Below are 25,014 nucleotides of genomic sequence, written 5' to 3'. Positions count from 1 at the left end.
GCGGTTCGTCGCCCGTGGGCGGCGAGTGTCACCGGTAGTCGTCCTCGTCGAGCGAGACGATCCGGGCCTGCTCCACCAGGTCCGCCTCGTTGGCGCGGTCCGGGTCGACGCCGGTCAGCGGGTCGTCGCGGTCCGGCGCGATGTCCGCCTGCTGCTCGGCCGCGTCGACCTCGGGCGCCTCGACGTCGAACTCCTGCGCCTCCGGTGCATCCTCGGCCTCGAACGTCTCCGGGTCGGTGGGGTCTACGGCCATGCTGGGCTCCCTTCCTACGAACGTCCCTGGGGAATGCAGGGGCCACACGCGGGTGCCCTGTGTACGAGCCTAGGAGACACCCGATCCGGACGCTATGCGATCCGCGTCCTGGACATGACGCAGTGCTGGTCCCGTCGACTGCTGCCCCTCCATGCCCGGGTGCCTCCTTTTTCCGCGTCCTCAACCGGCCGATTCCTGTGACGGCGAACACAGCCGAACACATGAGTCACTGCGTGATCGTCTCGTAACATTGCCGCATGTCTTCGACCGAGCTGCCGTTCGTGCCGCCCGCCAATGTGCTGCCCAAGGTGGGGACCGTACGGGTCGCGGAGGGTGAACGGCTGAGGTCGGTCGAGCTGCCCGGCGTCACGCTCACGATGCGGTCGAGGCCTCCGGCGCGCGAGGGGCTGCCTCCCGCCCTGTTCGTGCACGGGCTCGGTGGTTCCTCGCAGAACTGGTCGGCGCTGATGGCGCTGCTGGACGACTCCGTCGACGGCGAGGCCCTCGACCTGCCCGGCTTCGGCGACTCCCCGCCACCGGACGACGGCAACTACTCCGTCACGGGGCACGCGCGCGCGGTCATCCGTTACCTCGACGCCTCCGGCCGCGGCCCCGTGCACCTGTTCGGGAACTCGCTCGGCGGCGCCATCACCACCCGTGTCGCCGCGGTTCGACCGGATTTGATCCGTACGCTGACGCTTGTGTCGCCCGCTCTGCCGGAAATCCGAGTGCAGCGCACCGCCGTGCCCACGGGGCTGCTGGCGGTGCCCGGTGTCGCTCTGCTCTTCACCCGGCTCACCCGGGAGTGGACGGCGGAGCAGCGGGTCCGTGGCGTGATGGCGCTGTGTTACGGGGACCCCGGGAGGGTGACGCCGGAAGGATTCCGCAACGCCGTGCAGGAGATGGAGCGGCGGCTGCGGCTGCCATACTTCTGGGACGCGATGGCGCGCTCCGCGCGCGGGATCGTCAACGCCTACACGCTGGGCGGCCAGCAGGGGCTGTGGCGCCAGGCGGAACGGGTCCTCGCGCCGACCCTGCTCGTCTACGGCGGCCGCGACCAGCTCGTCGGCTTCCGCATGGCCCGGAAGGCGGCCCGGGCCTTCCGTGACTCCCGGATGGTGACGTTGCCCGATGCGGGCCATGTGGCGATGATGGAGTACCCGGAGACCGTTGCCACGGCATTTCGGGAACTGCTCCAAGACGCGGGCGAGTTGGGCGCGCAGCGGGCCAAGGGGGCCGGCCGGCCGGATGTCGGGGGCGCCGCCGTCGACGGAGCAGGCACTGACGAGAGCATGGGGGGCTGAGGCGCGACGTGGGACGCCACAGCCGCCGCGGACCGGTCGTCAAGGACGACAGCGCGGACAAGACCGCAGCACGGGACGGCCGGACCGGCGCCGCGCAGGGGCAGAGGCCGGGCCAGGCACCGGACGCCGGCCGGGGAGCCAGGACCGCACCGCCCGGCGGACCGCAGGGCGGCGGGCCGTCGCAGAGCTCGCGCAGGGTGCCGGGGCCGAGGTCCGCGCCGACGGACGGAACGCCGCCGCACGGCACCCCCGCGCACGGCACTCCCGCGCACGGCTTCCCGCAAGCCCGCGGAGGGCATCCCGAACAGCGGGAAGCCGGAGGCGGCTGGGGTGAGTTGAGGGGGGCCGGCGGCGGGACCGCCGGTGTCGGCGTACCCATACCGCGGCAGCGCCGGGCATCCGTGCCCGGGCCACGGCAGGACTACATCGACGCCTTCGTCGAAGAGGAGGACGACGTTTTCGCGCCCCGTACGCCCGCCTCCGCGCACGCCGCGGACGCCTACGCCTCCGTCACGGACTGGAACGTCGGCAGCCCTGCCGACTCCGGGTCCGGTCACGACGACGCGGGGCCCACCGGCACGCCCGCGCCGGGCAGGGGCGGCAAGGGGCGTACCTTCACCGGCATCGCGGCCGCGGCCGTCACCACCGTGCTGGCCGTCATCGTCGCCGGGCAGGTCGCCGACGATCACGGGGTCACCGGCGTGCAGTCGCAGTCCGCCACCGACCAGGCCCGTGACGTCCGGGACCCGGCGTCCCGCGCGGACGGCCGGGCGCCGGCCCCCGAAGTCGTGCCGCTGACGTACGACGAGAAGATGAGCAGGACGTATCCGCTCGGCGCCACCCTCAAGGGCTCCGGGACGTTCGACGCCGTCCCCGGCATCGCCCAGGCGCCGGGTGCCGGGCAGAAGTTCACCTATCGCGTGGACGTGGAGCAGGGCCTCGGGCTCGACGGGGCGCTGTTCGCCGAGGCCGTGCAGAAGACGCTCAACGACCGGCGCAGCTGGGCCCACAACGGCGCGCGCACCTTCGAGCGGATCTATTCCGGCAAGCCCGACTTCGTGATCACCCTCGCCAGCCCCGGCACGACCGCCGACTGGTGCGCCAAGTCGGGCCTGGACACCACCGAGGACAACGTCTCCTGCGACTCGGCAGCGACCGAGCGCGTGATGATCAACGCCTATCGGTGGGCGCAGGGCTCGGAGACCTACGGCGACAGCAAGATCCACTCCTACCGGCAGATGCTGATCAACCACGAGGTCGGCCACCGCCTCGGCTACAACCACGTCACCTGCGACAAGGACGGGGACCTGGCTCCGGTCATGCAGCAGCAGACCAAGTTCCTCGACCACGACGGCATCCACTGCCGCGCCAACGCCTGGGCGTACCCCGGGAATTGACAGGCGCCTCAGGCGGTGTGGCGCGACTCGCGTTGACATGCTCGGAAACTCGTCCCGGTCCCGGCCGCACGAGTTCAGCGGCGGCATGCGGCCGCGCGCCCTGATTTCCATGGCGCTCGCGTGCGAACCCCGGCTGCTGATCGCCGACGAGCCGACGACCGCCCTCGACGTGACGGTCCGGGCCCAGATCCTCGACCTGCTGCACACCCTGCGCGAGGAGACCGGCACGGGCCTGCTGCTCGTCACGCACGACGTCGGCGTCGCCGCCGAGAGCGTCGACGAGGTGCTGGTGATGCGGCACGGCCGGGCGGTCGAACACGGCCCGGTCGCCGACGTGCTGGGCGCACCGGCCCAGCCGTACACCCGGGAGCTGCCGGCCGCGGTCCCCCGGCTGGACGCGCCCCGGAAGGCCTCGACGGCCCCCGAGAAGGCCGTCCTGGAGGCGACCGGCCTCAGGCGCGAGTTCGGGCGCGGGAAGCGGGCGTTCACGGCCGTGGACGACGTGTCGCTGGTCCTGCGGCGCGGCGAGACCCTCGGGGGCGTCGGCGAGAGCGGCAGCGGCAAGACCTCCCTCGGGCGCATGCTCGTCGGGCTGCTGGAGCCCACGGCGGGATCGCTGACCTTCGAGGGCCGTCCGCACACCGGGGAACCCGGGCGTGCAGATGGTCTTCCAGGATCCGCTCTCCTCCCTCAATCCCCGCCGCAGTGTGGGCGAGTCCATCGCCGACCCGCTGCGCGCACGAGGTGAGCGGCAGGAGGGGCGCATCCGGGAGCGCGTGGGCGAACTGCTGGAGCGCGTGGGGCTCGAAGCGGCGCATTACGACCGCTGTCCCCATGAGTTCAGCGGCGGGCAGCGCCAGCGGGTCGGCATCGCCAGGGCGCTCGCGGCCGACCCACGGGTCATCGTCTGCGACGAGCCGGTCTCGGCCCTCGACGTCACCACCCATGCCCATGTGGTCGACCTGCTGGGGGAGTTGCAGCGCGAACCCGGGCTCGCGCTCGTCTTTGCCGCGCACGATCTGGCCGTCTTCCGCCAGGTCAGCGACCGGGTCGCGGTGATGCGGCGCGGCAGGATCGTCGAGGAAGGGCCCGTCGGGGAGGTGTACGAGTCGCCGCGCGATCCCTACACCAGGCAGTTGCCGGCCGCCGTACCGGCGCTCGATCCGCAGGCCGCCGCACGACGCAGGGCGGAGCGCCGGGAGTTGGCCGCCGCATGACGATCCGTGTCCGCTTGATCTCCTAGCGCGACAGAACGCGACCCGCACGGGAAAGTTACGACCGTTCACCCCTTTTGGTGGTGCGACGGACAACCGTCCGTCGCACCACCGCCTTGTCCGCATACGTTCGTCCCGCTGCGAGCCGCCGGGCAACGGCGGCTCCCCATACGGGAGATCGGGGGTGCACACGTGCGCATCGGACTGCTTACGGAGGGTGGCTATCCGTATGTGAGCGGTGACGCCAGGCTCTGGTGCGACCGGCTGGTGCGCGGGCTCGCCCAGCACGAGTTCGACGTCTACGCGCTCAGTCGCAGCGAGCACCAGGAGGACGAGGGCTGGGTCCCGCTGTCACCGAACGTCCGCCGGGTGCGCACCGCGCCCCTGTGGATGGCCGAGGACGACGAGGTGGTGCTCGGGCGCCGCGCACGCCGGCGGTTCGCCGAGTACTTCGGAGAACTGGCCGCCGTGCTGTGCGGAGGGCCGGGGGGAGCCCCCCCTGCGGCCGGGGGCGTTCGAAGCGCTGCCGGAAGGCTTTCCGGAAGTGCGCCGACCCCCGAGGCGGACCGTTTCGCCAACGCCCTGTACGGGCTCGCCGAACTCGCCCGCGAGGAGGGCGGGCTGGCGGGGGCGCTCCGGTCGGAGGCCGCCGTACGCACCCTGGAACGCGCCTGTCGTGCGCCCGGCGCCCATCGTGCGGCGCGCGAGGCGCGTGTACCGGATCTGCTCGCCGTCGCCGCACATCTCGAACGCGCCCTGCGCCCCCTATCCCGCGACTGGTACGAGGACGACGGGCTCGGTGCGGTCGACCTCTGTCACGCCGCGTCCGGCGGCACGGCGGTCCTGCCCGGCCTGCTGGCCCGGCACTTCACCGGCGTGCCCCTGATGGTGACCGAATACGGCGTGCGCCTGCGGACGCACTACCTCACCGCTCCGGACGCCCCGCCCGCCGTACGGTCCCTGCTGGCGGCCTTCCAAGGCCGGCTCGCGGCCGAGGCCTACGGGCGGGCCGAGGTCGTCACCGCCGGAAACACCCACACCCGCCGCTGGCAGGAGCGCTGCGGCGCCGACCGCCAGAAGCTCCGCACGGTCTACCCCGGCATGGAGGCCCGGCCCTTCGCCGAGGTGGGCGAGTCCCCGGACGGCGCGGACCCGGACACGCTCGTCTGGGTCGGCCGCGTCGAGCCCGCCAAGGACCTCGTCTCGCTGCTGCACGCCTTGGCGGAGGTGCGCAAGCAGGAGCCGAGGACGCGGCTGCGCATCGTGGGCGCCCCCACCGGTCCCGAGGGCGCCGCCTACCTCGGTCACTGCAGGACGCTGGCCGCCCAGCTCTTCCCCGACGAGGCCGAGGGCCCGCACGCCGCCGGCGACAATCCGGTGTCCTTCGAGGAGATCGGCGGCCCTGAACTCCCGGCCGTCGCCGACGCCCACGCCTCGGGTGCCGTGACCGTCCTGTCCAGCGTGGTCGAGGGCTTCCCCATCGGCCTCGTCGAGGCCATGCTCTGCGGGCGCGCGACGGTGTCGACGGACGTCGGCGCGGTCGTGGAGATCATCGGCGGCACGGGCCTCGTCGTACCGCCGCGCAATCCGCGAGCGCTCGCCGACGCGTGCGTGGCGCTGCTGCGCGACCCTCAGCGCCGTGCGCGCCTGGGCGCCGCCGCTCGCGCCCGCGCCCTCGAACTGTTCACGGTCGAGCAGAACATCGAGGCGTTTCACGGCATTTACCTGGAGATCGTCTCGCGTGCGCCCGTCCGCCGTGTCCTCCTCGACGGGACGGGGGCGCCCCTGCCTTTCGCGGTGCCCGCCGAGGCTCACGTACCCGTCCGCTGGACCGCCGCGACCCCCCGACTCACCGCGGCCCGCAGTGGCCCCGGCTGGGCGACTGACAGGCCCGTGCGGGCGACCACTGCCGTGCCCGCCCCGGAGGGTGCGTGATGAGCGACTTGGGCGAACTGGACCGTCGTCCGGGCATCCCCGTCGGCCCCGGGGCGTGGGACGCGCGCTCGGAGCGGGAAGGGGACACGACGACTTCGGGCCCGGACTCGGGCCCGCCCGCGGACGCGGCCGCGGGGCTGGCCGCGGGTCCGGCGGCGGGTCCGGCGGCGGGTCCGGGCACAAGCCCGGCCAGGGACTCGGCCCCGGGCCCGGCCACCGCGGAAGCGACGGCCCCTGAGGCGGTCGCGGTCGCGGTCGCCGAAGGCGCGATGCCCGGGGGCCGGGAACCGGCTGCTGTGCGCAAGGTGCCCGGGAAACCGGCTGCTGTGCGCAGGGTGCCCGGGGAACCGGCTGCTGTGCGCAAGGTGCCCGGGGAGGGGGAGCCCGCCGTCGATCGCAGAGGGCTCGGGGATCAGGAGCCGGTCGCCGATGGCCGAGGGCTCGGGGATCAGGAGCCGGCCGTCGATCGCAAGGCCTCCGCCCCGCGTCGGGGGGCTGCCGATCCGGTCAAGGCGCTGATGCACCGGCACCGTGAACTCTGTGAGCGGGCGGTGGACCCCCTGGAGATCGCCGCAGGCCTGGAGGCGCACGGCATCACCGACCGGACTGCCGCCCGCTTCCGCCACCGGGACGTCTTCTCCCTCGCCGAGGAGATGTACGCGAGGGTCTCGCGGGAGGGGGACGCACCCCTGCCCGCCCCGCCCGCCCCTCCCCGGGTGCGCGCCGACTGGGCCCTTCTGACCCTGCTGCCCGGTGTGCTGTGCGCCGCCGCCGTGACCGCCGTGCATCTCACACAGGGCCAGCAGCGCCTGTTCGCGGCAGCGGCGGGCGTCCTCGTCGTGGCCCTGGGCGTCCGCGCGGCCCTGCGCCGAGGGCCCCTGAGCAGGACCGAGACGGACCGGCCCGGGCCGCGATCCGGCGCAACCTCAGGCAGAACCACTCCTTGGACCCTGTGGCTCGTCCTCTACGCCCTCCTGGGCAACGGGCTGCTCGGCAGCGCCCTCGCCGGAGGCCCCGACGCTCTGCCCACCGGCGCGCCCGACGGTCCCTGGCCCCTCACCGCCGCCCCCGTCCTGGCACTCGCCCTGGCCTGCGCTCCCGCCGCCTGGATCGCACACCTCCTCACCGTGCGCGCCCGCCGCAAACTGGCCTCCAGCCGCGGCCTGGAGGACTTCGCCGCCGCTGTACGCCCCCTCCTGCTCGGCATGTTCGCCCTGTTCCTGGGCGCCCTGGCGGCCCTGCTCACCCTCTGCGGGGCAGTCCTCGGCGAGCCGGGGGCCTCCGGTCAGGCCCTCGCCCTGGGGGCGCTCCTGTTCCTGGCCCGCCTCCTCACCACGCACGGCTTCACCTACGCCCCCGCCGTGGTCCTCACCGCGACGGCCACGGCAGAGGCGGTCGCCCTCGCCACGGTCTTCGCCTCCCGCCTCCCCGGCCTCGGCTTCCTCGCCACCCCCGTCGAAACCCTCGTCACCACGTGGGGCGCCGGCAGCGTCCCCACCCTCGCCTGCGGAGCGGCGGCCCTCGCCCTGTTGGTCCACACGACCCGCAAGCTCACCCGGGCCTCGGCCCACGCACCCTCGGAGCCCGCGCGGTGACCGCCGCCGACGCCGGCCGTGCCGCAGGCGGCATTCCCCCGGCCCATTCCTTCTTTTCCCTTCCCTCCCTCCCTTCCTTTCCGCCTCGAGGAGAACCCGCATGACCACCCACCCAGGAACCCCGGCGACACGGGGAGCCGCGCTATGAGAGTCCTGCTGATCGGAGCCAACGGCTACATCGGGCGCTTCGTCGCCGACCGCCTGCTCGCCGACCCGGCCGTGCAGCTCACCGCCCTCGGCCGGGGTGACGACGCCGACGTCCGATTCGACCTCGCCTCGGGCAGCCCCGGAGCCCTCACCCGCTTCCTCGACGCGGTCCACCCGGGTGTCGTCGTCAACTGCGCCGGCGCCACCCGCGGCGGGGCTCGCGAGCTCACCCGCCACAACACCGTCGCCGTCGCCACCGTCTGCGAGGCCCTGCGCCGCAGCGGCTGCGGAGCCCGGCTGGTGCAGATCGGATGCAGCGCGGAATACGGCCCGAGCCAGCCCGGCTCCTCCACCGCCGAGGACGCGGTGCCCCGGCCCGGCGGCCCGTACGGCGTCAGCAAACTCGCCGCCACCGAACTGGTCCTCGGCTCCGGCCTGGACGCCGTCGTCCTGCGCGTCTTCTCACCGGCCGGGCCCGGCACCCCCGCCGGCTCCCCGCTGGGCCGTCTCGCCGAGGCCATGCGCCGCGCCATGCAGTCCGGCGACGGCGAGCTGAAACTCGGCGGGCTCGGCGCCCAGCGCGACTTCGTCGACGTCCGGGACGTGGCCCGGGCCGTCCACGCCGCCTCGCTCTCCGCCGCGCAGGGCGTCATCAACATCGGCTCCGGCCGCGCCGTGCGCCTGCGCGACGCCGCCGCGGTCCTCGCCCGCGTCGCCGGATACGGCGGCGCCCTCCACGAACTCGACGGTCCGCCCGGCGCCCTGCGCACGGCCATCGGCCACCCCCGCCCCGACCCGGACCACGCGCCCCCCGTCACGTACCCGTACCCGGACGGCTGCGGCAGCTGGCAGCAGGCCGATGTGCGCACCGCGCGCGACCGGCTCGGCTGGCGTCCCCGGATCGGCCTGGAGGAGTCCCTCGCCGACATCTGGATGGAGGCGGCATGCCGCATCTGACCAGATCCCGGCGGAGCACCTCGGGCACGGAACTCCGCCCCGGCGTCGGGGTGCCCGGCTACGCACACCCCCTCCTCGCCCCGACCGAATGGGGCGAGCTGACCCGCCCCGGCACCCCGCTGCACTGGGTGGTCCTCAATGTGGCCGACGGTCCCGGCGCGCGCCCCGACCCGCACTGCCTGGCGGCGGCCGGCCGCCTGCGCAACACGGGCATCCGCGTCCTCGGCCGGCTCGACACCCGGTACGGCACCCGGAACTTCGGGGAACTGATCTCGGACGCACACCGGTTCGTCGACTGGTACCAGGTCGACGGCTTTCTCCTGGAGCGCTGCCCCGCCGACCACGCCGGGCTGCCCGAGATCCGCCGCACGGTCGCCACGCTCCGCGTGATCCGTGACGCTGCCCACATCGTCCTCGGCCACGGCATCCACCCGCACCCCGGCTACGTCGAGCTCGCCGACCAACTGGTCACCTTCTCCGGGCCCTGGAGCGACTACCGCTGGTCGCAGGTGGCCGAGTGGACCGCCGACCATGCGCCCGAGCGCTTCTGCCACTTCGTCCACGGCGTGCCCCGCCCCCACCTGGCCGAGGCACTGCAGATCGCCCGGTGGCAGGGCGCCGCGACGGTCTGGATCACCGACCACACGGACGGGGGCGGTCACACGGACCCCTGGGAGGCCATGCCCGGCTACTGGGACGAATTCGTCTCGCGTGTCGGAACAGGTGTCTCGGAATGAAAAAACGCATGGCACTGTTACGGGGAGAACAACCGTAGTGATTGACCGACCAACGGAGTCCCCGTGTCGCTGCCACCCCTGGTCGAGCCGGCTGCCGAGCTCACCGTAGACGAGGTCCGCAGGTACTCCCGCCACCTGATCATCCCCGACGTGGGGATGGACGGGCAGAAGCGGCTGAAGAACGCCAAGGTGCTGTGTGTGGGCGCCGGCGGCCTGGGCTCGCCGGCGCTGATGTACCTGGCCGCCGCGGGCGTCGGCACTCTCGGCATCGTGGAGTTCGACGAGGTCGACGAGTCGAACCTGCAGCGCCAGATCATCCACAGCCAGGCCGACATCGGCCGCCCCAAGGCCGAGTCCGCCCGCGACAGCGTCAAGGGCATCAACCCGTACGTGAACGTGATCCTTCACGAGGAGCGGCTCGAGGCCGACAACGTGATGGACATCTTCAGCCAGTACGACCTGATCGTCGACGGCACGGACAACTTCGCGACCCGCTACCTCGTCAACGACGCCTGCGTGCTGCTGAACAAGCCGTACGTCTGGGGCTCGATCTACCGCTTCGACGGACAGGCGTCCGTCTTCTGGTCCGAGCACGGCCCCTGCTACCGCTGCCTGTACCCGGAGCCCCCGCCCCCCGGCATGGTCCCCTCCTGCGCCGAGGGCGGCGTCCTGGGCGTGCTGTGCGCGTCCATCGGCTCCATCCAGGTCAACGAGGCCATCAAGCTGCTCGCCGGCATCGGTGACCCGCTGGTGGGCCGGCTGATGATCTACGACGCCCTGGAGATGCAGTACCGCCAGGTCAAGGTCCGCAAGGACCCGAACTGCGCGGTCTGCGGCGAGAACCCGACCGTCACCGAGCTCATCGACTACGAGGCCTTCTGCGGCGTCGTGTCCGAGGAGGCCCAGGCGGCGGCCGCCGACTCCACGATCACTCCCAAGCAGCTCAAGGAGTGGATCGACGACGGCGAGAGCATCGACATCATCGACGTCCGTGAGCCGAACGAGTACGAGATCGTCTCCATCCCGGGCGCCCGGCTGATCCCGAAGAACGAGTTCCTCATGGGCACCGCCCTGGAGAGCCTCCCGCAGGACAAGAAGATCGTCCTGCACTGCAAGACGGGTGTCCGCAGTGCGGAAGTCCTCGCGGTGCTGAAGTCCGCGGGCTTCTCGGACGCGGTGCACGTCGGCGGTGGCGTGATCGGCTGGGTCAACCAGATCGAGCCGTCCAAGCCGGTGTACTGAACCGTATCCGGCCTCCCTTCCCGACCGGCGGGGGCTTCGGGCACCACGGGTGTCAGAAGCCCCCGCCGTCGTCATGAGCAGACCTTGCCGTCCTTCGGCACCGAACCGTCCAGCAGGTACGCGTTCACCGTGGAGTCGACGCAGTCGCTCCCGCTGCCGTACGCGCCATGGCCCTCGCCCCGCCAGGTGAGCATCACTCCGACACCCTTGCCCAGTTCGTCGGCCATCCTGCGCGCGCCCTCGTACGGGGTGGCCGGGTCGCCGGTGTTGCCCACCACCAGGACCGGTGCCGCGCCGGGGGCGCTCACCTCCGGAGTGTCGTGCTGTCCGGGCACCGGCCAGTCGTGGCACCAGCCGGCCGTGTCCCAGCCGAGGAACGCTCCGAAGACCGGGGAGATCTTCTCGAACCGGGGCAGCAGTTGCTTCGTCTCGGCCACCGTCGGCCGCTGCCGGTCGTCCAGGCACGATATGACCCGCTGGGAGTGGGTCGTCGTGCCGTAGCGCCCCGACGGGGCACGTTCGTTGTAGCGGTCGGCGAGGGCCAGCAGCTCCGAGCCGTCGCCCTGTTCGGCCGCGTCGAGGGCGCTGGTCAGCGTCGGCCAGCTGTCCTTGCTGTACAGCGGCTGGATGATGCCGGTCACCGCGAGGGCCTGGGTCAGCTTCCGCCCGGGCACGCCCGCCGGGAGGGGGCGGGCGTCGATCCGCTGCAACAGGGCCGCGATCTTCCGCGAGCCCTCCTGGGGGTCCTGGCCGGTGGACTCGAGGTAACTGTTCAGCGCGCGCTGGAAGCCCCCCGCCTGGTTCTCGGCGTGGCCCACGGCATCCGCCCCGGGGTCGACGACCGCGTCCAGCGTCATGCGTCCCACCCTCTTCGGGAACAGGTGGGCGTAGGTGCCGCCCAGCTCGGTGCCGTAGGAGATGCCGAAGTAGTTCGTCCTTTTGTCGCCGAGGACTTCACGGATGCGGTCCATGTCACGGGCGGAGTCGGCGGTCGAGACGTGGGCCATGAGCTTCCCGGCGTCCTTCTCACAGCCCTTGCCGAAGTCGGCGGCGTCCTCCAGGTACGCCTTCTCCTCGGCCGGGGTGTCCGGGGTGAGGTCCACCGACTCGGCGGCCTGGATCTCCTTGTCGCCCCGGCAGCGGACCCCCTCGCTCGCGCCCACCCCGCGGGGGTCCCAGCTCACCAGGTCGTACCGCTCGCGCAGTGAGGAGGCGGTCGGGGCGTAGGACGGCATCATGGACACGCCCGAGGCACCTGGGCCGCCGAAATTGAACAGCAGCGACCCGATGCGGTCGCCGCCGCGCGCCTTGGCTCGGATCAGCCCCAGACCGATCGTCTCGCCGTCCGGCTCCGACCAGTCCAGCGGCACCTTCAGCGTCGCGCACTGCCAGTCGCTGCTCGGTGCGGGGCCGTCGGCCGTGGCTTTGCAACGCCCCCAGGACAGCCCACTCTCGTCGCCGGACGGACCTCCGCTGCAGCCCGCGCTCAGCAGGGCCGATACGGCCGCCAGAGCGGTCCATCGAACGAAGCGTGTCATTGACCATCCCCCCTCGCAGGCCGTCCGCTACGTGCCGCGGATGGCGGTCCGGCCATGGTAGGCACATCCCGCCTCGACCGTCTCAGCCTGTGGATAACCCTTTGAGCTGCGAGTTTGTCCGGAGTGCCGAGGGTGTCAGGTGCAGACGGTCCCCGTCGCTGGCACCTTCCCGTTCAGCAGATAGCCGTTCACCGCGCCCTGCACACACGGGTTCTTGCTGTCGTAGGCGCCGTGGCCCTGGCCCCGGTACGTGAGCTCGACTCCGACGCCCTTGCCCAGCGCGTTCACCATCGCCCTCGCGCCCTCGTACGGCGTGGCCGGGTCACCGGTGTTGCCGACGACCAGGATCGGCGCCGAGCCCGGAGCGCTGACGTCCGGGTGGTCGGCGGCGCCCGCCACGGCCCAGTCGGTGCAGCCGATCATGCCCCAGGCCAGGGAATCGCCGAACAGGGGTGAGGCGGCCCGGAACTCCGGCAGCCTCCGCTCGACGTAGGCGGCGTCGTAGCGCGGTTTGGCGTCGGCGCAGCCGATGGCGGTGAAGGCGGCGGTCGAGTTGTCGTACTCGCCGTTCTCGCTGCGTCCGTTCATCGAGTCGGAGAGCAGCATCAGGGTGCTGCCCTCGCCGTCGTAGGCCTCCTCCAGGCCATCGGTGAGGACTTCCCAGAGGTCCTTCGAGTACAGGGCCTGCAGGATGCCGCTGGTCGCCGCGGTCTGCGTCAGCTGGCGGGGGAAGATTCCCGGGAGCGGTGTGCGGTCGAGATCGTCCAGCAGTGCGGCGATGCGGTCCTTCACGTCCTGCGCGCTGTCGCCGATCGGGCACTCCTCGGTCTTCGACACACAGTCCTCGGCGAAGTTGTCGAGCGCGCGCTGGAAGCCTCTGGTCTGCCCCAGACTGCTCTGTTCGGGGTTCCTCGTGGGGTCGACGACGGCGTCGAACACGGCACGGCCGACCCGCTCGGGGAACAGGTGGGCGTAGACGCCGCCCAGTTCGGTGCCGTAGGAGATGCCGAAGTAGTGCAGCTTGTCGTCGCCGAGGACCTGGCGCATCAGGTCCAGGTCGCGGGCCGCGTCGGTGGTGCGCACGTGCGGCAGGATCTCCTCCGATTTCTGCTCGCAGGCGTCGTTGAACTCCTTGGTGCTGTCCAGGAGCTGGGTGCGTTCGGCGGCGTCGTCGGGGGTGCCGTCCTGCTGGAAGTAGGCGTCGAGCTGCTGGTCGTTCTCGCAGATCACAGGGTCGCTGCGGCCGACCCCGCGCGGGTCGAAGCTGACCAGGTCGTAGCGGGTGCGCAGTTTCTCGTAGTCCTTGGCGAAAGCGGGCAGCGTGGCAACGCCAGAGCCGCCGGGGCCGCCGAAGTTGAAGACGAGCGAGCCGATGCGTTCGTTCCCGGTGCCGGTGGTCCTGATTCTGATCAGCTCGATGCCGATCGTGTCGCCCTTGGGGTCGCTCCAGTCGAGCGGGGCCTTCATCGTCGCGCACTGCCACTCACCGTCGTCCGGCAGGGGAGTGGGCGGGGGACCGCCGCCCTGGGCCTCGTCCGGGGCCGGACAGGCCTTCCAGCTCAGTTCCTGCCGCGTCACGTCCTCGTCCTGGGCGTCCTCGCCACAGCCCGCCAGCACGGTGGACAGCAGCACGGCCGAGGCGGTCAGGGCGGCGGCGCGCAGCCGGAGGAGGGTTGGCATGGTTCCATCCTGCGGCGGTCCCGGACGGGGCGCGCGGGACGCGTGCCGTACGAGGTAGGAGGGTTCGGTGAGGCGAAAGGGCCTGTTCGCCAGGCCGACGGGGCTGACGCATCCGCGCCCGCCCGGTCGGGTCGGAGGGGCTGACGCATTCGCGCCCGCCCGGTCAGGTCGGAGAGGCTGAGGAGCCCGCGCCCGCCCGGTCGGGTCAGAGGGCCTGCTTGCGCGAGAGGTGGTTGAAGGCCAGCCAGCCCGGCAGGACGGGCAGCCACAGGGTCAGCAGACGGAACAGCAGGACCGCCGGTGCCGCGACCTCCTTGGGGAGCCCCACGGCGATCAGACCCACCGTCAGGGTCGCCTCGACCGCGCCCACACCGCCCGGTGTCGGCGCCGCGGACCCGAGGGCGTTGCCCGCGAGGAAGACGACGGCGACGCTGGCGATGCTGATCGAGGTGGAGTCGTCGCCGAACGCGCGGATCGACGCGTCCAGGCACATCACGAAGCAGGCCGTCAGCAGCAGCATGCCGCCGATGCCCGTGACCAGCTTCTGCGGCCGCTGAAGCACGTCCAGCATGCGCGGCACGACACCCGCGAACAGTGACCGCACGCGCGTGACGACGAACTTCCGCAGGAACGGCACCGAGGTCACCACGAGCACGAGGACCGCCACCGTCAGCAGGCCGGCGATAACCGTCCGGGAAGGCGACAGCGACGGCGTCTTCTCGGTGCCGGTCAGATAGCCGAAGGCCAGCAGCATCAGGATGTGGCAGCCGAGCCCGAAGAGCTGCGACGCGCCGACACTCGCCACCGCGAGCCCCGGCCGCACTCCCGCGCGCTGCAGGAAGCGCGTGTTCAGCGCGACACCGCCGACGGCCGCCGGGGCGACGATCTTCACGAACGACCCGGCGACCTGCGCGGCCACGGTCCGCACGAACGGCACCCGCTCGGGTACGAATCCCAGCAGGGCCATCGCCGCGGCGACGTAACTGCACATCGAGAACAGCACGGCCGCGGCGACCCAGCCCCACTCGGCGTTCGCGATGAGCGGCCCGAACTCGATGTGCGTGAGCTGCGTCAGCAGGAAGTACGCACCGATCGCGCCGGCGATGAAACTGATCAGCGTGCGCGGACGCACCCGCTCCAGCCGCGCCGGCTCGACGGGTGCCTGCGGCCTGATCCGCAGCACCGCGTGCCGGATCTGCGTGAGCAGGTCCTCCTCGCGCGCCTCCTCCAGAGCTTCGTCGATCGCCCGCTTCTCGGCGCGCTGCTCCGCCCGTACGGCCTTCTTGTCCGGTTTCTCCAGGACGGGCCCGGACTCGTCCGCGTGCTCCTCCAGGCGGGCCTGCTTGGCCAGCCGGGAGGCCTCCAGTACCGCTTCGCGCTCGCGCTGTGCCCGCTCCCGGGCCAGCCTGCGCAGCGTCGCGCGCGTGGAACGGCTGAGCGCGATGGGCTGGAGCATCGGCAGACAGTCCGCCACCGCGTCGGGACCGAGCACGCCGACCGCAGAGGCCACCGCCCGCTCGGCGCCCACCCGCAGGCCGAGCGTCACCAGCAGCTGGGAGGTGTCCATGCGCAGCAGCAGATCACCGGCCGCGATCTCGCCGACGCGCAGGTCGGTGAGGATCACCTTGCCGGAACGATCCACCAGAATCGCGTCGCCCACCAGCCTGCGATGCGCGATGCGCCGCGACTGCAGGGCCTTCACCTGGCGCCAGGTGTCGCGCAGCAGGCCGTCGGTGATCTCCTCGTCCGGCAGCGAGTCGAGGGTGCGCCCGCCGCTGTGCTCGTAGACGAGCACCACCGCGTCGGGGCCGAGCTCGGAGGTGGCGATCAGCTTGGGCGCGTTGGCCCCGGCCGCGATGGCCGCGTACGCCAGCAGAGCCTCCTGCTCCAGGGCCTGCCGCAGCGACTGGAGACTGCTGCGGGTGGCGAAGCCGCGCAGGGTGAGGTTGCGCCACGCGCGGTAGAAGAAGCCCTGTGCCTGCTGCTCGCGGTCGACCACCGTCACGTCCAGGGGCGGGCCGTCCTCGAGGGTGACGAAGTACCGCCGCCCCCGGTCCCCGGTGTCCGGGTTGTCCGAGGCGTCCTCGCGTGACGCGCTGACCGGGCGGAACCCGACGGTCCGCAGGCCGGCCATCAGCGTCTGCCCGGTGGGCCGGACGTTGGGCGAGCCGACCGCGTAGAGCGTGCCATAGGCCACGGTCCAGCCGATCAGCACGGTCAGGATGATCGAGAACGGGGTCGTGTACCCGGTGACGAGCATCGAGAAGGCGTCGAGGAGCAGCACGACCCACAGCACCGCGCGCCATCTCGGTCTGCGGGACATGCCGACGGCCGTCATGTAGGCGATGACCGGGGCCAGGTATCCGTGCACGGGGTCGGTCAGTGCGTGGATGTCGCCGGGGGAGGGCTGGGTGAGCGCCTCCTGGATGGAGTCGGGGGCGGCCCGGGCGACCCACAGGTCCGTGGCGAGGGTCACACCGTGTGCGAGGACGGCCGCGAGGACACCGTCGGCGATGCGGAGCCCGTCCCGTTTGATCAGCCGTTCGATGGCGAATGCGACCGGCACCAGCAGGATGGCGATGCTGGAGGCCAGTCCCGCGATCTTGATGAGCAGGTCGGGTGCTTGCCCGGTGCCCTTGTTGATGTCCTGTTCGAGGCCCGAGGTGGTGCCGTGCGCGAACGCGGCGATCCCGATCAGGACCGCGACGGCGAGCACACCCACCAGCAGGCGCATCAGGTCGGACGGGCGGTGCACGCGCGCGGGGAGCAGCGGTTCGTCGCCCTCCACCTCGTCGATGTGCGCGAAGTCGGGTTCCTCGGCGGCCGCGCGCGTCTTCTTCGCCGCGCCCTTCGGGCCGTCGTCCGGAGTGCCCGGGCGCGACGAAGCGTCAGAGATGCCCTCCGTGTTCTCGGGGTGCGCACCCTGCTGCTTCATCGTCTCTTCTTGGTCTCGTATCACCGGTCACCGCCCGCACGATGGTGGCATGCCGCACCGGCACATGGGGCAATCAGGGTGCACATGCGGGGGCGGACAGTCTGCCCGATGCGTCCCTGCCTGGTGGGGGAAACGCTCCGGAGCGCGCCCGGCCCGTTGTCGGTGGGGTGGGGCAGGATGGGGCGGATGAGTGAGCAGAGGAGCCCTGAGGGGGGCCGGTACGAGGACGAGCTCGCGCAGGCGCTGCCCGAGTACGCCGAGCGGGTCCTCGACGTCGCCGAACTGATCCCGGCGGGTCGTGTCATGACCTACGGGGACGTCGCCGAGTGGCTGGAGCAGGGCGGCCCGCGCCAGGTCGGCCGTGTGATGGCGCTCTACGGCGGAGCCGCTCCGTGGTGGCGGGTCGTCCGCGCGGACGGTGTCCTGCTGCCGGGGCACGAACAACGGGCGCTCGGCCACTACCGGGCGGAGGGCACGCCCCTGAGGGAGGCGAGCCGCGCCGCCGAGGGCCACCTGCCGCGCATCGACATGAGACGCGCGCGGTGGGACGGCGGTGATCGCGCGGAGGGCCACACCTGACAGCTTCCGCCATCGGACGGCCGCCCGTGTGACCGGTGATCCGTATGGGGGAATCGGGGCACCCCGGGAACATGACGTACGTTCGTGAGGTGAGGGGCATGAGGGCCACGAGTACCGCGAGTGGTCGGTGGGAAGAAGGGGAAGTCCTGCTTCCGCCTGACCCGTCGGCGTAGCGTCGGCTGCGCGTGCCCCCGTCACCCCGCGGTCACCGCCCACCACGCGCGGTGGCCCGCCACCCAGCACTTCCACCAGAACCGGCGAACCACGTGAGCTCCTCTTCCTCCACCAGCGGCCTGTCGCACCCCCGGGTGCGGCGGGGGAGCCGTGGCGCTTACCGACTGGTACGTACCCCTCCTGCCCGCATGGACCCCCCTCTTTTGGACGCCCCGCAGCGCTCCGTGGTTGACCACACGGCCGGTCCGCTGCTCGTCCTCGCAGGTCCGGGAACCGGCAAGACCACCACCCTGGTCGAGTCCGTGGCCGAGCGCGTCGCCCGGGGCGGTGACCCCGAGCGGGTCCTGGTGCTGACGTTCAGCCGCCGGGCGGCCGTCGAACTGCGCGACCGCATGGCCCTGCGGACCGGCGCCGCCCGCGCCCCCCAGGCGACCACCTTCCACTCGTTCTGCTACGCCCTGGTCCGCGCCCACCAGGACAGCGACCTGTTCGTGGAGCCGCTGCGCCTGCTGTCCGGCCCCGAGCAGGACGTCTCGGTGCGGGAGCTGCTCGCGGGCCAGGTCGATCTGGAGCGGCTCGGGCTCGCACACGTGCGCTGGCCGGACGAGCTGCGCGCCTGTCTGACCACCCGCGGCTTCGCCGACGAGGTCCGCGCGGTCCTCGCCCGCAGCCGTGAACTGGGCCTCGGGCCCGACGCCCTGGACGCCTTCGCCCGCCGCACGGGGCGGCCCGACTGGCGCGCCGCGGCCGCCTTCCTCGCCGAGTACCTCGACGTGCTCGACCTGCAGGGCGTGATCGACTACGCGGAGCTCGTCCACCGCGCGGTGCTCCTCGCCCGCCGCCCCGAGGTCGCCGCGTGGCTCGCCGCCCGGTACGACGCTGTCTACGTCGACGAGTACCAGGACACGGATCCCGCTCAGGTGCGGCTGCTGGACGCCCTGGCCGGCGGCGGACGCACCCTCGTGGCCTTCGGTGACCCCGACCAGTCGATCTACGCGTTCCGCGGCGCCGATGTGAACGGCATCCTGGACTTCCCGCACGCCTTCCCGCGCGCGGACGGCCGCCCGGCCCCCGTCTCGGTCCTGCGGACGTCCCGCCGCTCCGGTGCCGGCCTGCTGGCCGCCACCCGCCTCCTCACCCAGCGCATGCCGCTGACCCGCCTGCCCGCCGAGAAGGTCCGCGCCCATCGCGAACTCGCGCCGGTGCGGGACGGCGGCCGCGTCGAGGTGTACACGTATCCGACGTCCGGGACGGAGCTGGACAACATCGCCGACATCCTCCGCAGGGCACACCTGGAGGACGGCGTCCGGTGGAGTGACATGGCCGTCCTGGTGCGCGCCGGTTCCCGCACCATCCCGACGCTGCGCCGCGCCCTCTCGGCGGCGGGCGTCCCCGTGGACGTCGACGGTGACGATCTGCCCCTGCGGCAGGAACCGGCGGTGGCACCACTGCTGACGGCTCTGCGGGCGGTGGCAGCGGCGGAGGCGGGACCCGTCGAGGAGCCTCAGGCCGCCGAGCGGGATGCGTCTCCCGAGTCTGCGGAGGCCGAGCGGGATGCGTCTTCCGAGCTTCAGGGCGCCGATGCGTTTCCCGAGTCTGCGGAGGCCGAGCGGGATGCGTCTTCCGAGCTTCAGGACGCCGATGCCTCTTCAGAACCTGCGGAGCCCGAGCAGGACCCCTCCTCCGAGGTCGCCCCTTCCGTGCATCGGGGCACCTGCTGGCTCGACACAGAAACCGCCCTCACCCTCCTGACCTCCCCCCTCGCGAGCATGGACGCCGCCGACCTGCGCCGCCTCGGCCGCGCCCTGCGGGACGAGGAGCGCGCCGCCGGCAACCCCCTGCCGCCGCCCTCCGACGTGTTGCTCGCACAGGCGCTCGCCGAGCCGGAGCGGCTCGCCGTGCACGACCCCACCTACGCGCGTGGCGCACAGCGGCTCGGCGCGCTGCTGCGCAAGGCCCGCGAGCGCCTGGCCGGCGGTGGTACGGCCGAGGAGGCGCTGTGGGACCTGTGGGAGGGCACACCATGGCCCGCGCGGCTGGAACGGGCCGCACGCCGGGGCGGCGCCGCCGGGCGCAACGCCGATCGCGACCTGGACGCCGTGTGCGCCCTGTTCGCCACCGCGGCCCGCGCCGAGGAGCGCACCGGCGGCCGGGGCACCCTGAACTTCCTGGCGGAGATCGACGCCGAGGACATCGCCGCCGACACCCTCACGCGCCGTGCAGTACGCCCCGACGCCGTGCGCCTGATGACCGCGCACCGCTCCAAGGGCCTTCAGTGGCGCCTGGTGGTCGTCGCGGGCGTTCAGGAGGGCCTTTGGCCCGACCTGCGGCGCCGCGGCTCCCTCCTTGAGGCCGACCGCATCGGGCGCGACGGACTCGCCGAACCCCTCACCCCCGGCGCGCTGCTCGCCGAGGAGCGCCGCCTGTTCTACGTGGCCGCCACACGCGCGCGTGAACGCCTCGTCGTCACCGCGGTCAAGGCCCCGGCCGACGACGGCGACCAGCCCTCCCGTTTCCTCACCGAACTCGGCGTCGAACCCAAGGACGTCTCGGGCCGCCCGCGCCGCCCGCTGTCCGTCGCCGCACTCGTCGCCGAACTGCGTGCCACCACGGTCGACCCGCGCGTCTCCGACGCTCTCCGGGAGGCCGCCGCGCACCGCCTGGCCCGGCTCGCCGCCCTCGCCGACGAGGACGGCCGCCCCCTGGTGCCGTCCGCGCACCCCTACCGCTGGTGGGGCATGTTCGAGCCGACCGAGTCCAAGGTGCCGCTGCGCGACCGCGACCAGCCCGTCGTGCTCTCCGGCAGCGCCCTCGACCAACTGGCCAACACCTGCGCCCTGCAATGGTTCCTGGGCCGCGAGGTGAAGGCCGACGCGCCCGCGACGGCCGCCCAGGGCTTCGGCAACGTGGTGCACGTCCTCGCCGACGAGGTCGCCTCCGGGCACACCCCGGCCGACCTCGGCGTCCTCATGGAACGCCTCGACTCCGTGTGGAACGCGCTGGCCTTCGACGCGCCGTGGAAGTCGGCCCAGGAGAAGGACAACGCGCGCGTGGCGCTCGAACGGTTCCTGCAGTGGCACGTCATGAACCGCACCGGCCGCACCCCCGTGGCCAGCGAGCACGACTTCGACGTCACCCTCGAAGCGGGCGACTACCGGGTGCGCATCCGCGGCCAGATGGACCGGGTCGAGGCGGACGGCGACGGCCGCGCCTACGTGGTCGACTTCAAGACCGGCAAACAGGCGCCCAGTTCCAAGGAGGTGGAGCGCCACCCGCAGCTCGCCGTCTACCAGCTGGCCGTCCGCGAGGGTGCCGTCGACGAGGCCTTCGACGGCGTACGTCCCGAACCGGGCGGCGCCGAACTCGTCCACCTCCGGCAGGGGGCGGCCAAGCGCGACGGCGGGGAAAGCCTGCCCAAGGTGCAGGCCCAGGAGCCGCTGGAGGGGGAGTGGGTCGGCGACCTGCTCGCCACCGCCGCCGGCAAGGTCCTCGACGAACGCTTCACGCCGACCGCCGGGCAGCACTGCACCCACTGCGCCTTCCGGGCCTCGTGCAGCGCGCGCCAGGAGGGGCGTCACGTCGTCGAGTGAGGTATCGCACCACCCGTGCTGACCTGCGCTTCTTCCTCCCCCGGAGGTCGCTGCGGCCAGCGTTGTCAGTGGCCGCCGCTAGCCTTTCGATGTGCCCGCCCGTATCACCGATCCCGAACAGCTCAAAGAGCTCCTCGGCATCCCGTTCACCCCGGAGCAGACGGCCTGCATCACCGCGCCGCCCGCCCCGCAGGTGATCGTGGCCGGAGCCGGCTCGGGCAAGACGACGGTGATGGCGGCCCGCGTGGTGTGGCTGGTCGGCACCGGCCAGGTCGCCCCCGAGCAGGTACTCGGCCTCACCTTCACCAACAAGGCCGCCGCCGAACTCGCCGAGCGCGTCCGCAAGGCACTGGTGAAGGCCGGCGTGACCGACCCGGACGCCATCGACCCGGACAACCCGCCGGGCGAGCCGGTGATCTCCACGTACCACTCCTTCGCGGGCCGTCTGCTGACCGACCACGGCCTGCGCATCGGTCTCGAGCCCACGTCCCGGCTGCTCGCCGACGCCACCCGCTTCCAGCTCGCCGCGCGCGTCCTGCGCGAGGCGCCCGGGCCCTACCCGGCCCTGACCCGCTCCTTTCCCGACCTGGTCGGCGACCTCCTCGCCCTCGACGCCGAACTCGCCGAGCACCTCGTACGCCCGGAGGCACTGCGCGCCCACGACGCCGAACTGCTGCTGACGCTGCGGGGCGCCAAGCTCAGCAACGCCGACCTGCGCAAGGTCCCCGACGCGGCCGCCGCCCGGCGTGAACTCGCCGAGCTGGTCACCCGCTACCGGGCCGCCAAACGCGAGCGGGACCTGCTCGACTTCGGCGACCAGATCGCCCTGTCGGCCCGGCTCGCCGGGCTCCCCGAGGTGGGCCGCCTCCTGCGCGACGAGTTCCGGGTGGTCCTGCTCGACGAGTACCAGGACACATCGGTCGCCCAACGCGTCCTCCTGGCAGGCCTGTTCGGCGAGGGCACCGGCCACCCCGTCACCGCCGTCGGCGACCCCTGCCAGGCGATCTACGGCTGGCGCGGCGCCTCCGTCGCCAACCTCGACGACTTCCCCGAGCACTTCGCACACGCCGACGGCCGCCCCGCGACCCGCCAGGCGCTCAGCGAGAACCGCCGCAGCGGTGGCCGCCTGCTCGATCTCGCCAACGGCCTCGCGGAGCCCCTGCGCGCCCTGCACGCGGGCGTGGAGGCCCTCCGCCCCGCCCCCGGCGCCGAACGCGACGGCACGGTCCGCTGCGCCCTGCTGCGCACCCACGCCGAAGAGATCGAATGGGCCGCCGACTCCGTCGCCCACCTCGTCCGGACCGGGACGGCACCGGGCGAGATCGCCGTGTTGTGCCGCACGGCGACCGACTTCGCCGAGATCCAGGGAGCCCTGGTCGCGCGGGACATCCCGGTCGAGGTCGTCGGCCTGTCCGGGCTCCTGCACCTGCCCGAGATCGCCGACCTCGTCGCCGTCTGCGAGGTCCTCCAGGACCCCGGGGCCAACGCCTCCCTGGTACGCCTGCTCACCGGGCCCCGCTGGCGCATCGGACCGCGCGACCTCGCCCTCCTGGGGCGGCGTGCCCGGCTCCTCGTCGCCCATGCGCGCGTGGCGGACGACGACGACCAGGACCGCCGCCTCGCCGAGGCAGTCGAAGGGGTCGACCCGTCCGAGGTGATCTCCCTCGCGGACGCCCTCGACACGTTCCTCGAGACACCGCTGGACGGGCGCGGGGACGACGACGGACTGCCGTTCTCGCCCGACGCGCGCGTGCGCTTCGCCCGCCTCGCCACCGAACTGCGCGAACTGCGCCGCTCCCTGGCCGACCCGCTGATGGACGTCCTGCACCGCGTCCTCGCCGTCACCGGCCTGGAGGTGGAGCTGTCGGCGTCCCCGCACGCCCTGGCCGCCCGCCGCCGCGAGACCCTGTCCAACTTCCTGGACGTCGCCGCCTCCTTCGCCGCCGGCGACAACGAGGCCACCCTGCTCGCCTTTCTCGGCTTCCTGCGCACCGCCGCCCAGTACGAGAAGGGGCTCGACAACGCCCTCCCGGGCGGCGACAACACCGTGAAGGTGCTCACCGCCCACAAGTCCAAGGGCCTGGAGTGGGACGTCGTGGTCGTCCCCGGCCTGGTCACCGGCACCTTCCCCAGCAGCCAGGGCCGCGAGAAGTGGACCTCCCAGGGCAAGGTCCTGCCGCACGGGCTGCGCGGCGACGCCGACACCCTGCCCGACGTGACGTCCTGGGACGCCAAGGGCCTGAAGGCCTTCCACGAGGCCATGAAGGACCACCAGCACACCGAGGAACTCCGCCTCGGCTACGTCACCTTCACCCGACCCCGCTCCCTCCTCCTGGGTTCCGGCCACTGGTGGGGCCCGACCCAGAAGAAGCGCCGCGGGCCGTCCGCCTTCCTCCAGGCCCTCTACGAGCACTGCGAGGCCGGGTACGGCGAGATCGAGGCCTGGGCGGACGAACCCGCCGAGGACGAGGAGAACCCTGCCCTGCACCAGGCGACGGCCGACCAGGTCTGGCCCCTGCCCCTGGACGAGACGGCCCTGGCCCGCCGCCGCGCGGCCGCCGAGACCGTTCTGGCCCACCTGGAGGACCTCGCCTCCCGGGAGGGCGGGCATCCCACGGCCACGCACGACCCGGACGACCTCGCCGATCCGGAGTGGCCGCCGCCGCCCGAGGACGACGAGCCTCCGTACGAAGGGCCTCTGCGCGACGAGCCGGACCCGTTCGACGAGGACCCGTTCGACGAAGACCCCTTCGACAAGGACCCCCTCGGTGAAGGTTCCGCCGCAGAGGACCCATACGAAAGGGCCCCCGGGGAAGACGCGGCCGGCGGCGACGCCCGGGCCGCAGTCCGTCCCACCGTCCCCCACCAGGCGGTGCCGGCCGAGCGCCAGGCCGCCCGCCCCCACCCCAAGGACCCCGGGCACCCGGGCCCCCGTCACCGGGAACACCCACACCTCACCCCGGAGGAAGCCCGCACCATCGCCTCCTGGGACCGCGATCTCGACGCCCTCACCGGCGAACTCCTGCGCGCCCGCGACAGCGTCACCGACGTCCCCCTCCCCGCGTCGCTCTCGGCGTCCCAGCTGCTGCGCCTCGCCGCCGACCCGGACGGCCTGGCCCAGGAGCTGGCCCGCCCCATGCCCCGGCCGCCCCAGCCCGCGGCCCGCCGCGGCACCCGCTTCCACGCCTGGGTCGAGGCCCGCTTCGAAGAGCTCATGCTGCCCATGCTGGAACCGGAGGACCTGCCCGGCAGCGAGGCCGAGATCGCCGACGAACAGGACCTGGAGACCCTCAAGGTCGCCTTCGAGCGCACCCCGTACGCGCACCGCACGCCCTACCGGGTGGAAGCTCCCTTCCAGCTCGAGATCGCCGGCCGGATCGTCCGGGGCCGCATCGACGCCGTCTACAAGGAGGGCGCCGGAGACGAGGCGACGTACGAGATCGTCGACTGGAAGACCAACCGTTCCCGTACCGCGGACCCGCTCCAGCTCGCCGTCTACCGCCTGGCCTGGGCCGAGCAGCGGGGCGTGCCGCCGGAGTCGGTCACGGCCGCGTTCCTGTATGTGCGCAGCGGGGAGGTCGTGCGCCCGGAGCTGCCGGACCGCGCCGCCGTGGAGCGGCTGCTGCTGGAGGACCCGTCCGACGGCGAGGCGGGTGCCCGGAGGAGCGCACGGACGGGGGTGCGGCCCGGTGAGGAACCGCACTCCGAGGACGTCGGTGCGGGCCGATAGGCTCGTG

At 72.9% G+C, this 25,014-nt stretch carries 14 protein-coding genes and 1 pseudogene; 11 read left to right on the top strand and 4 right to left on the bottom strand.

Going from position 1 to position 25,014, the window contains the following annotated elements:
• Nucleotides 1-28: 28 nt before the first annotated feature.
• The gene (locus tag ACZ7EG_RS06320; protein WP_344458652.1) at nucleotides 29-253 is read right to left on the bottom strand and encodes a hypothetical protein; all 225 of its coding nucleotides are present in this window, start codon (nucleotides 251-253) and stop codon (nucleotides 29-31) included.
• Nucleotides 254-510: 257 nt separating this feature from the next.
• Between ACZ7EG_RS06320 and ACZ7EG_RS06315 the strand changes: the two genes are divergently transcribed.
• From ACZ7EG_RS06315 to moeZ, 8 genes and pseudogenes are all read left to right on the top strand, one after another.
• Nucleotides 511-1,557, top strand: coding sequence for an alpha/beta fold hydrolase (locus ACZ7EG_RS06315; RefSeq protein WP_471073099.1), 1,047 nt, complete (start codon nucleotides 511-513; stop codon nucleotides 1,555-1,557).
• An 8-nt stretch (nucleotides 1,558-1,565) separates the two neighbouring features.
• Nucleotides 1,566-2,954 (top strand): DUF3152 domain-containing protein, encoded by a 1,389-nt coding sequence (locus tag ACZ7EG_RS06310; protein ID WP_471073096.1) that lies wholly within the window; start codon nucleotides 1,566-1,568, stop codon nucleotides 2,952-2,954.
• 1 nt (nucleotide 2,955) lies between these two features.
• Nucleotides 2,956-4,171 (top strand): annotated as a pseudogene (locus tag ACZ7EG_RS06305) (ATP-binding cassette domain-containing protein); the annotation flags it as partial.
• Nucleotides 4,172-4,360: 189 nt separating this feature from the next.
• Entirely contained in the window at nucleotides 4,361-6,103 is a 1,743-nt protein-coding gene (locus ACZ7EG_RS06300) for a DUF3492 domain-containing protein (RefSeq protein ID WP_471073093.1), read from the top strand.
• Nucleotides 6,103-7,698: a hypothetical protein gene (locus tag ACZ7EG_RS06295; RefSeq protein WP_471073090.1), complete on the top strand. Its 1,596-nt coding sequence runs from the start codon at nucleotides 6,103-6,105 to the stop codon at nucleotides 7,696-7,698. Before ACZ7EG_RS06300 ends, ACZ7EG_RS06295 begins: the two co-directional genes overlap by 1 nt.
• A gap of 144 nt (nucleotides 7,699-7,842) precedes the next feature.
• Complete coding sequence (locus tag ACZ7EG_RS06290) at nucleotides 7,843-8,802, top strand: NAD-dependent epimerase/dehydratase family protein (RefSeq protein ID WP_471073087.1); 960 nt, start codon at nucleotides 7,843-7,845, stop codon at nucleotides 8,800-8,802.
• The gene (locus ACZ7EG_RS06285; protein ID WP_471073084.1) at nucleotides 8,790-9,539 is read left to right on the top strand and encodes a spherulation-specific family 4 protein; all 750 of its coding nucleotides are present in this window, start codon (nucleotides 8,790-8,792) and stop codon (nucleotides 9,537-9,539) included. The genes ACZ7EG_RS06290 and ACZ7EG_RS06285 overlap by 13 nt, the downstream gene beginning before the upstream one ends.
• 63 nt (nucleotides 9,540-9,602) lie before the next feature.
• Entirely contained in the window at nucleotides 9,603-10,781 is a 1,179-nt protein-coding gene (moeZ, locus tag ACZ7EG_RS06280; protein WP_104777511.1) for an adenylyltransferase/sulfurtransferase MoeZ, read from the top strand.
• Nucleotides 10,782-10,852: 71 nt separating this feature from the next.
• Here the strand turns inward: moeZ and ACZ7EG_RS06275 are convergent, their stop codons facing one another.
• The 3 genes from ACZ7EG_RS06275 to ACZ7EG_RS06265 all read right to left on the bottom strand — a co-directional run bounded on the left by ACZ7EG_RS06275 (nucleotide 10,853) and on the right by ACZ7EG_RS06265 (nucleotide 16,934).
• The gene (locus ACZ7EG_RS06275) at nucleotides 10,853-12,319 is read right to left on the bottom strand and encodes an alpha/beta hydrolase (protein ID WP_471073080.1); all 1,467 of its coding nucleotides are present in this window, start codon (nucleotides 12,317-12,319) and stop codon (nucleotides 10,853-10,855) included.
• A gap of 135 nt (nucleotides 12,320-12,454) precedes the next feature.
• A complete protein-coding gene (locus ACZ7EG_RS06270; protein ID WP_471073077.1) occupies nucleotides 12,455-13,999 on the bottom strand; it encodes an alpha/beta hydrolase in 1,545 nt (514 codons plus the stop codon).
• Between the two features lie 205 nt (nucleotides 14,000-14,204).
• On the bottom strand, nucleotides 14,205-16,934 hold the full coding sequence (locus ACZ7EG_RS06265; RefSeq protein WP_471073074.1) for a lysylphosphatidylglycerol synthase transmembrane domain-containing protein: 2,730 nt from the start codon (nucleotides 16,932-16,934) through the stop codon (nucleotides 14,205-14,207).
• A 186-nt stretch (nucleotides 16,935-17,120) separates the two neighbouring features.
• Here ACZ7EG_RS06265 and ACZ7EG_RS06260 point away from each other — a divergent pair, with 186 nt between their 5' ends.
• The 3 genes from ACZ7EG_RS06260 (at nucleotide 17,121) to ACZ7EG_RS06250 (ending at nucleotide 25,007) form a co-directional block, all read left to right on the top strand.
• Nucleotides 17,121-17,513 carry an MGMT family protein gene (locus tag ACZ7EG_RS06260; protein WP_471073071.1) on the top strand — a complete coding sequence of 131 codons (393 nt, stop codon included), beginning with the start codon at nucleotides 17,121-17,123 and terminating at the stop codon, nucleotides 17,511-17,513.
• A gap of 266 nt (nucleotides 17,514-17,779) precedes the next feature.
• A complete protein-coding gene (locus tag ACZ7EG_RS06255; RefSeq protein WP_471073068.1) occupies nucleotides 17,780-21,277 on the top strand; it encodes an ATP-dependent helicase in 3,498 nt (1,165 codons plus the stop codon).
• A 91-nt stretch (nucleotides 21,278-21,368) separates the two neighbouring features.
• A complete protein-coding gene (locus ACZ7EG_RS06250) occupies nucleotides 21,369-25,007 on the top strand; it encodes a UvrD-helicase domain-containing protein (protein ID WP_471073065.1) in 3,639 nt (1,212 codons plus the stop codon).
• The last annotated feature ends 7 nt before the right edge of the window (nucleotides 25,008-25,014 follow it).

It is taken from the genome of Streptomyces sp. NPDC037100, assembly GCF_055606225.1.
This window is presented reverse-complemented; position numbering and strand designations above follow the sequence as displayed.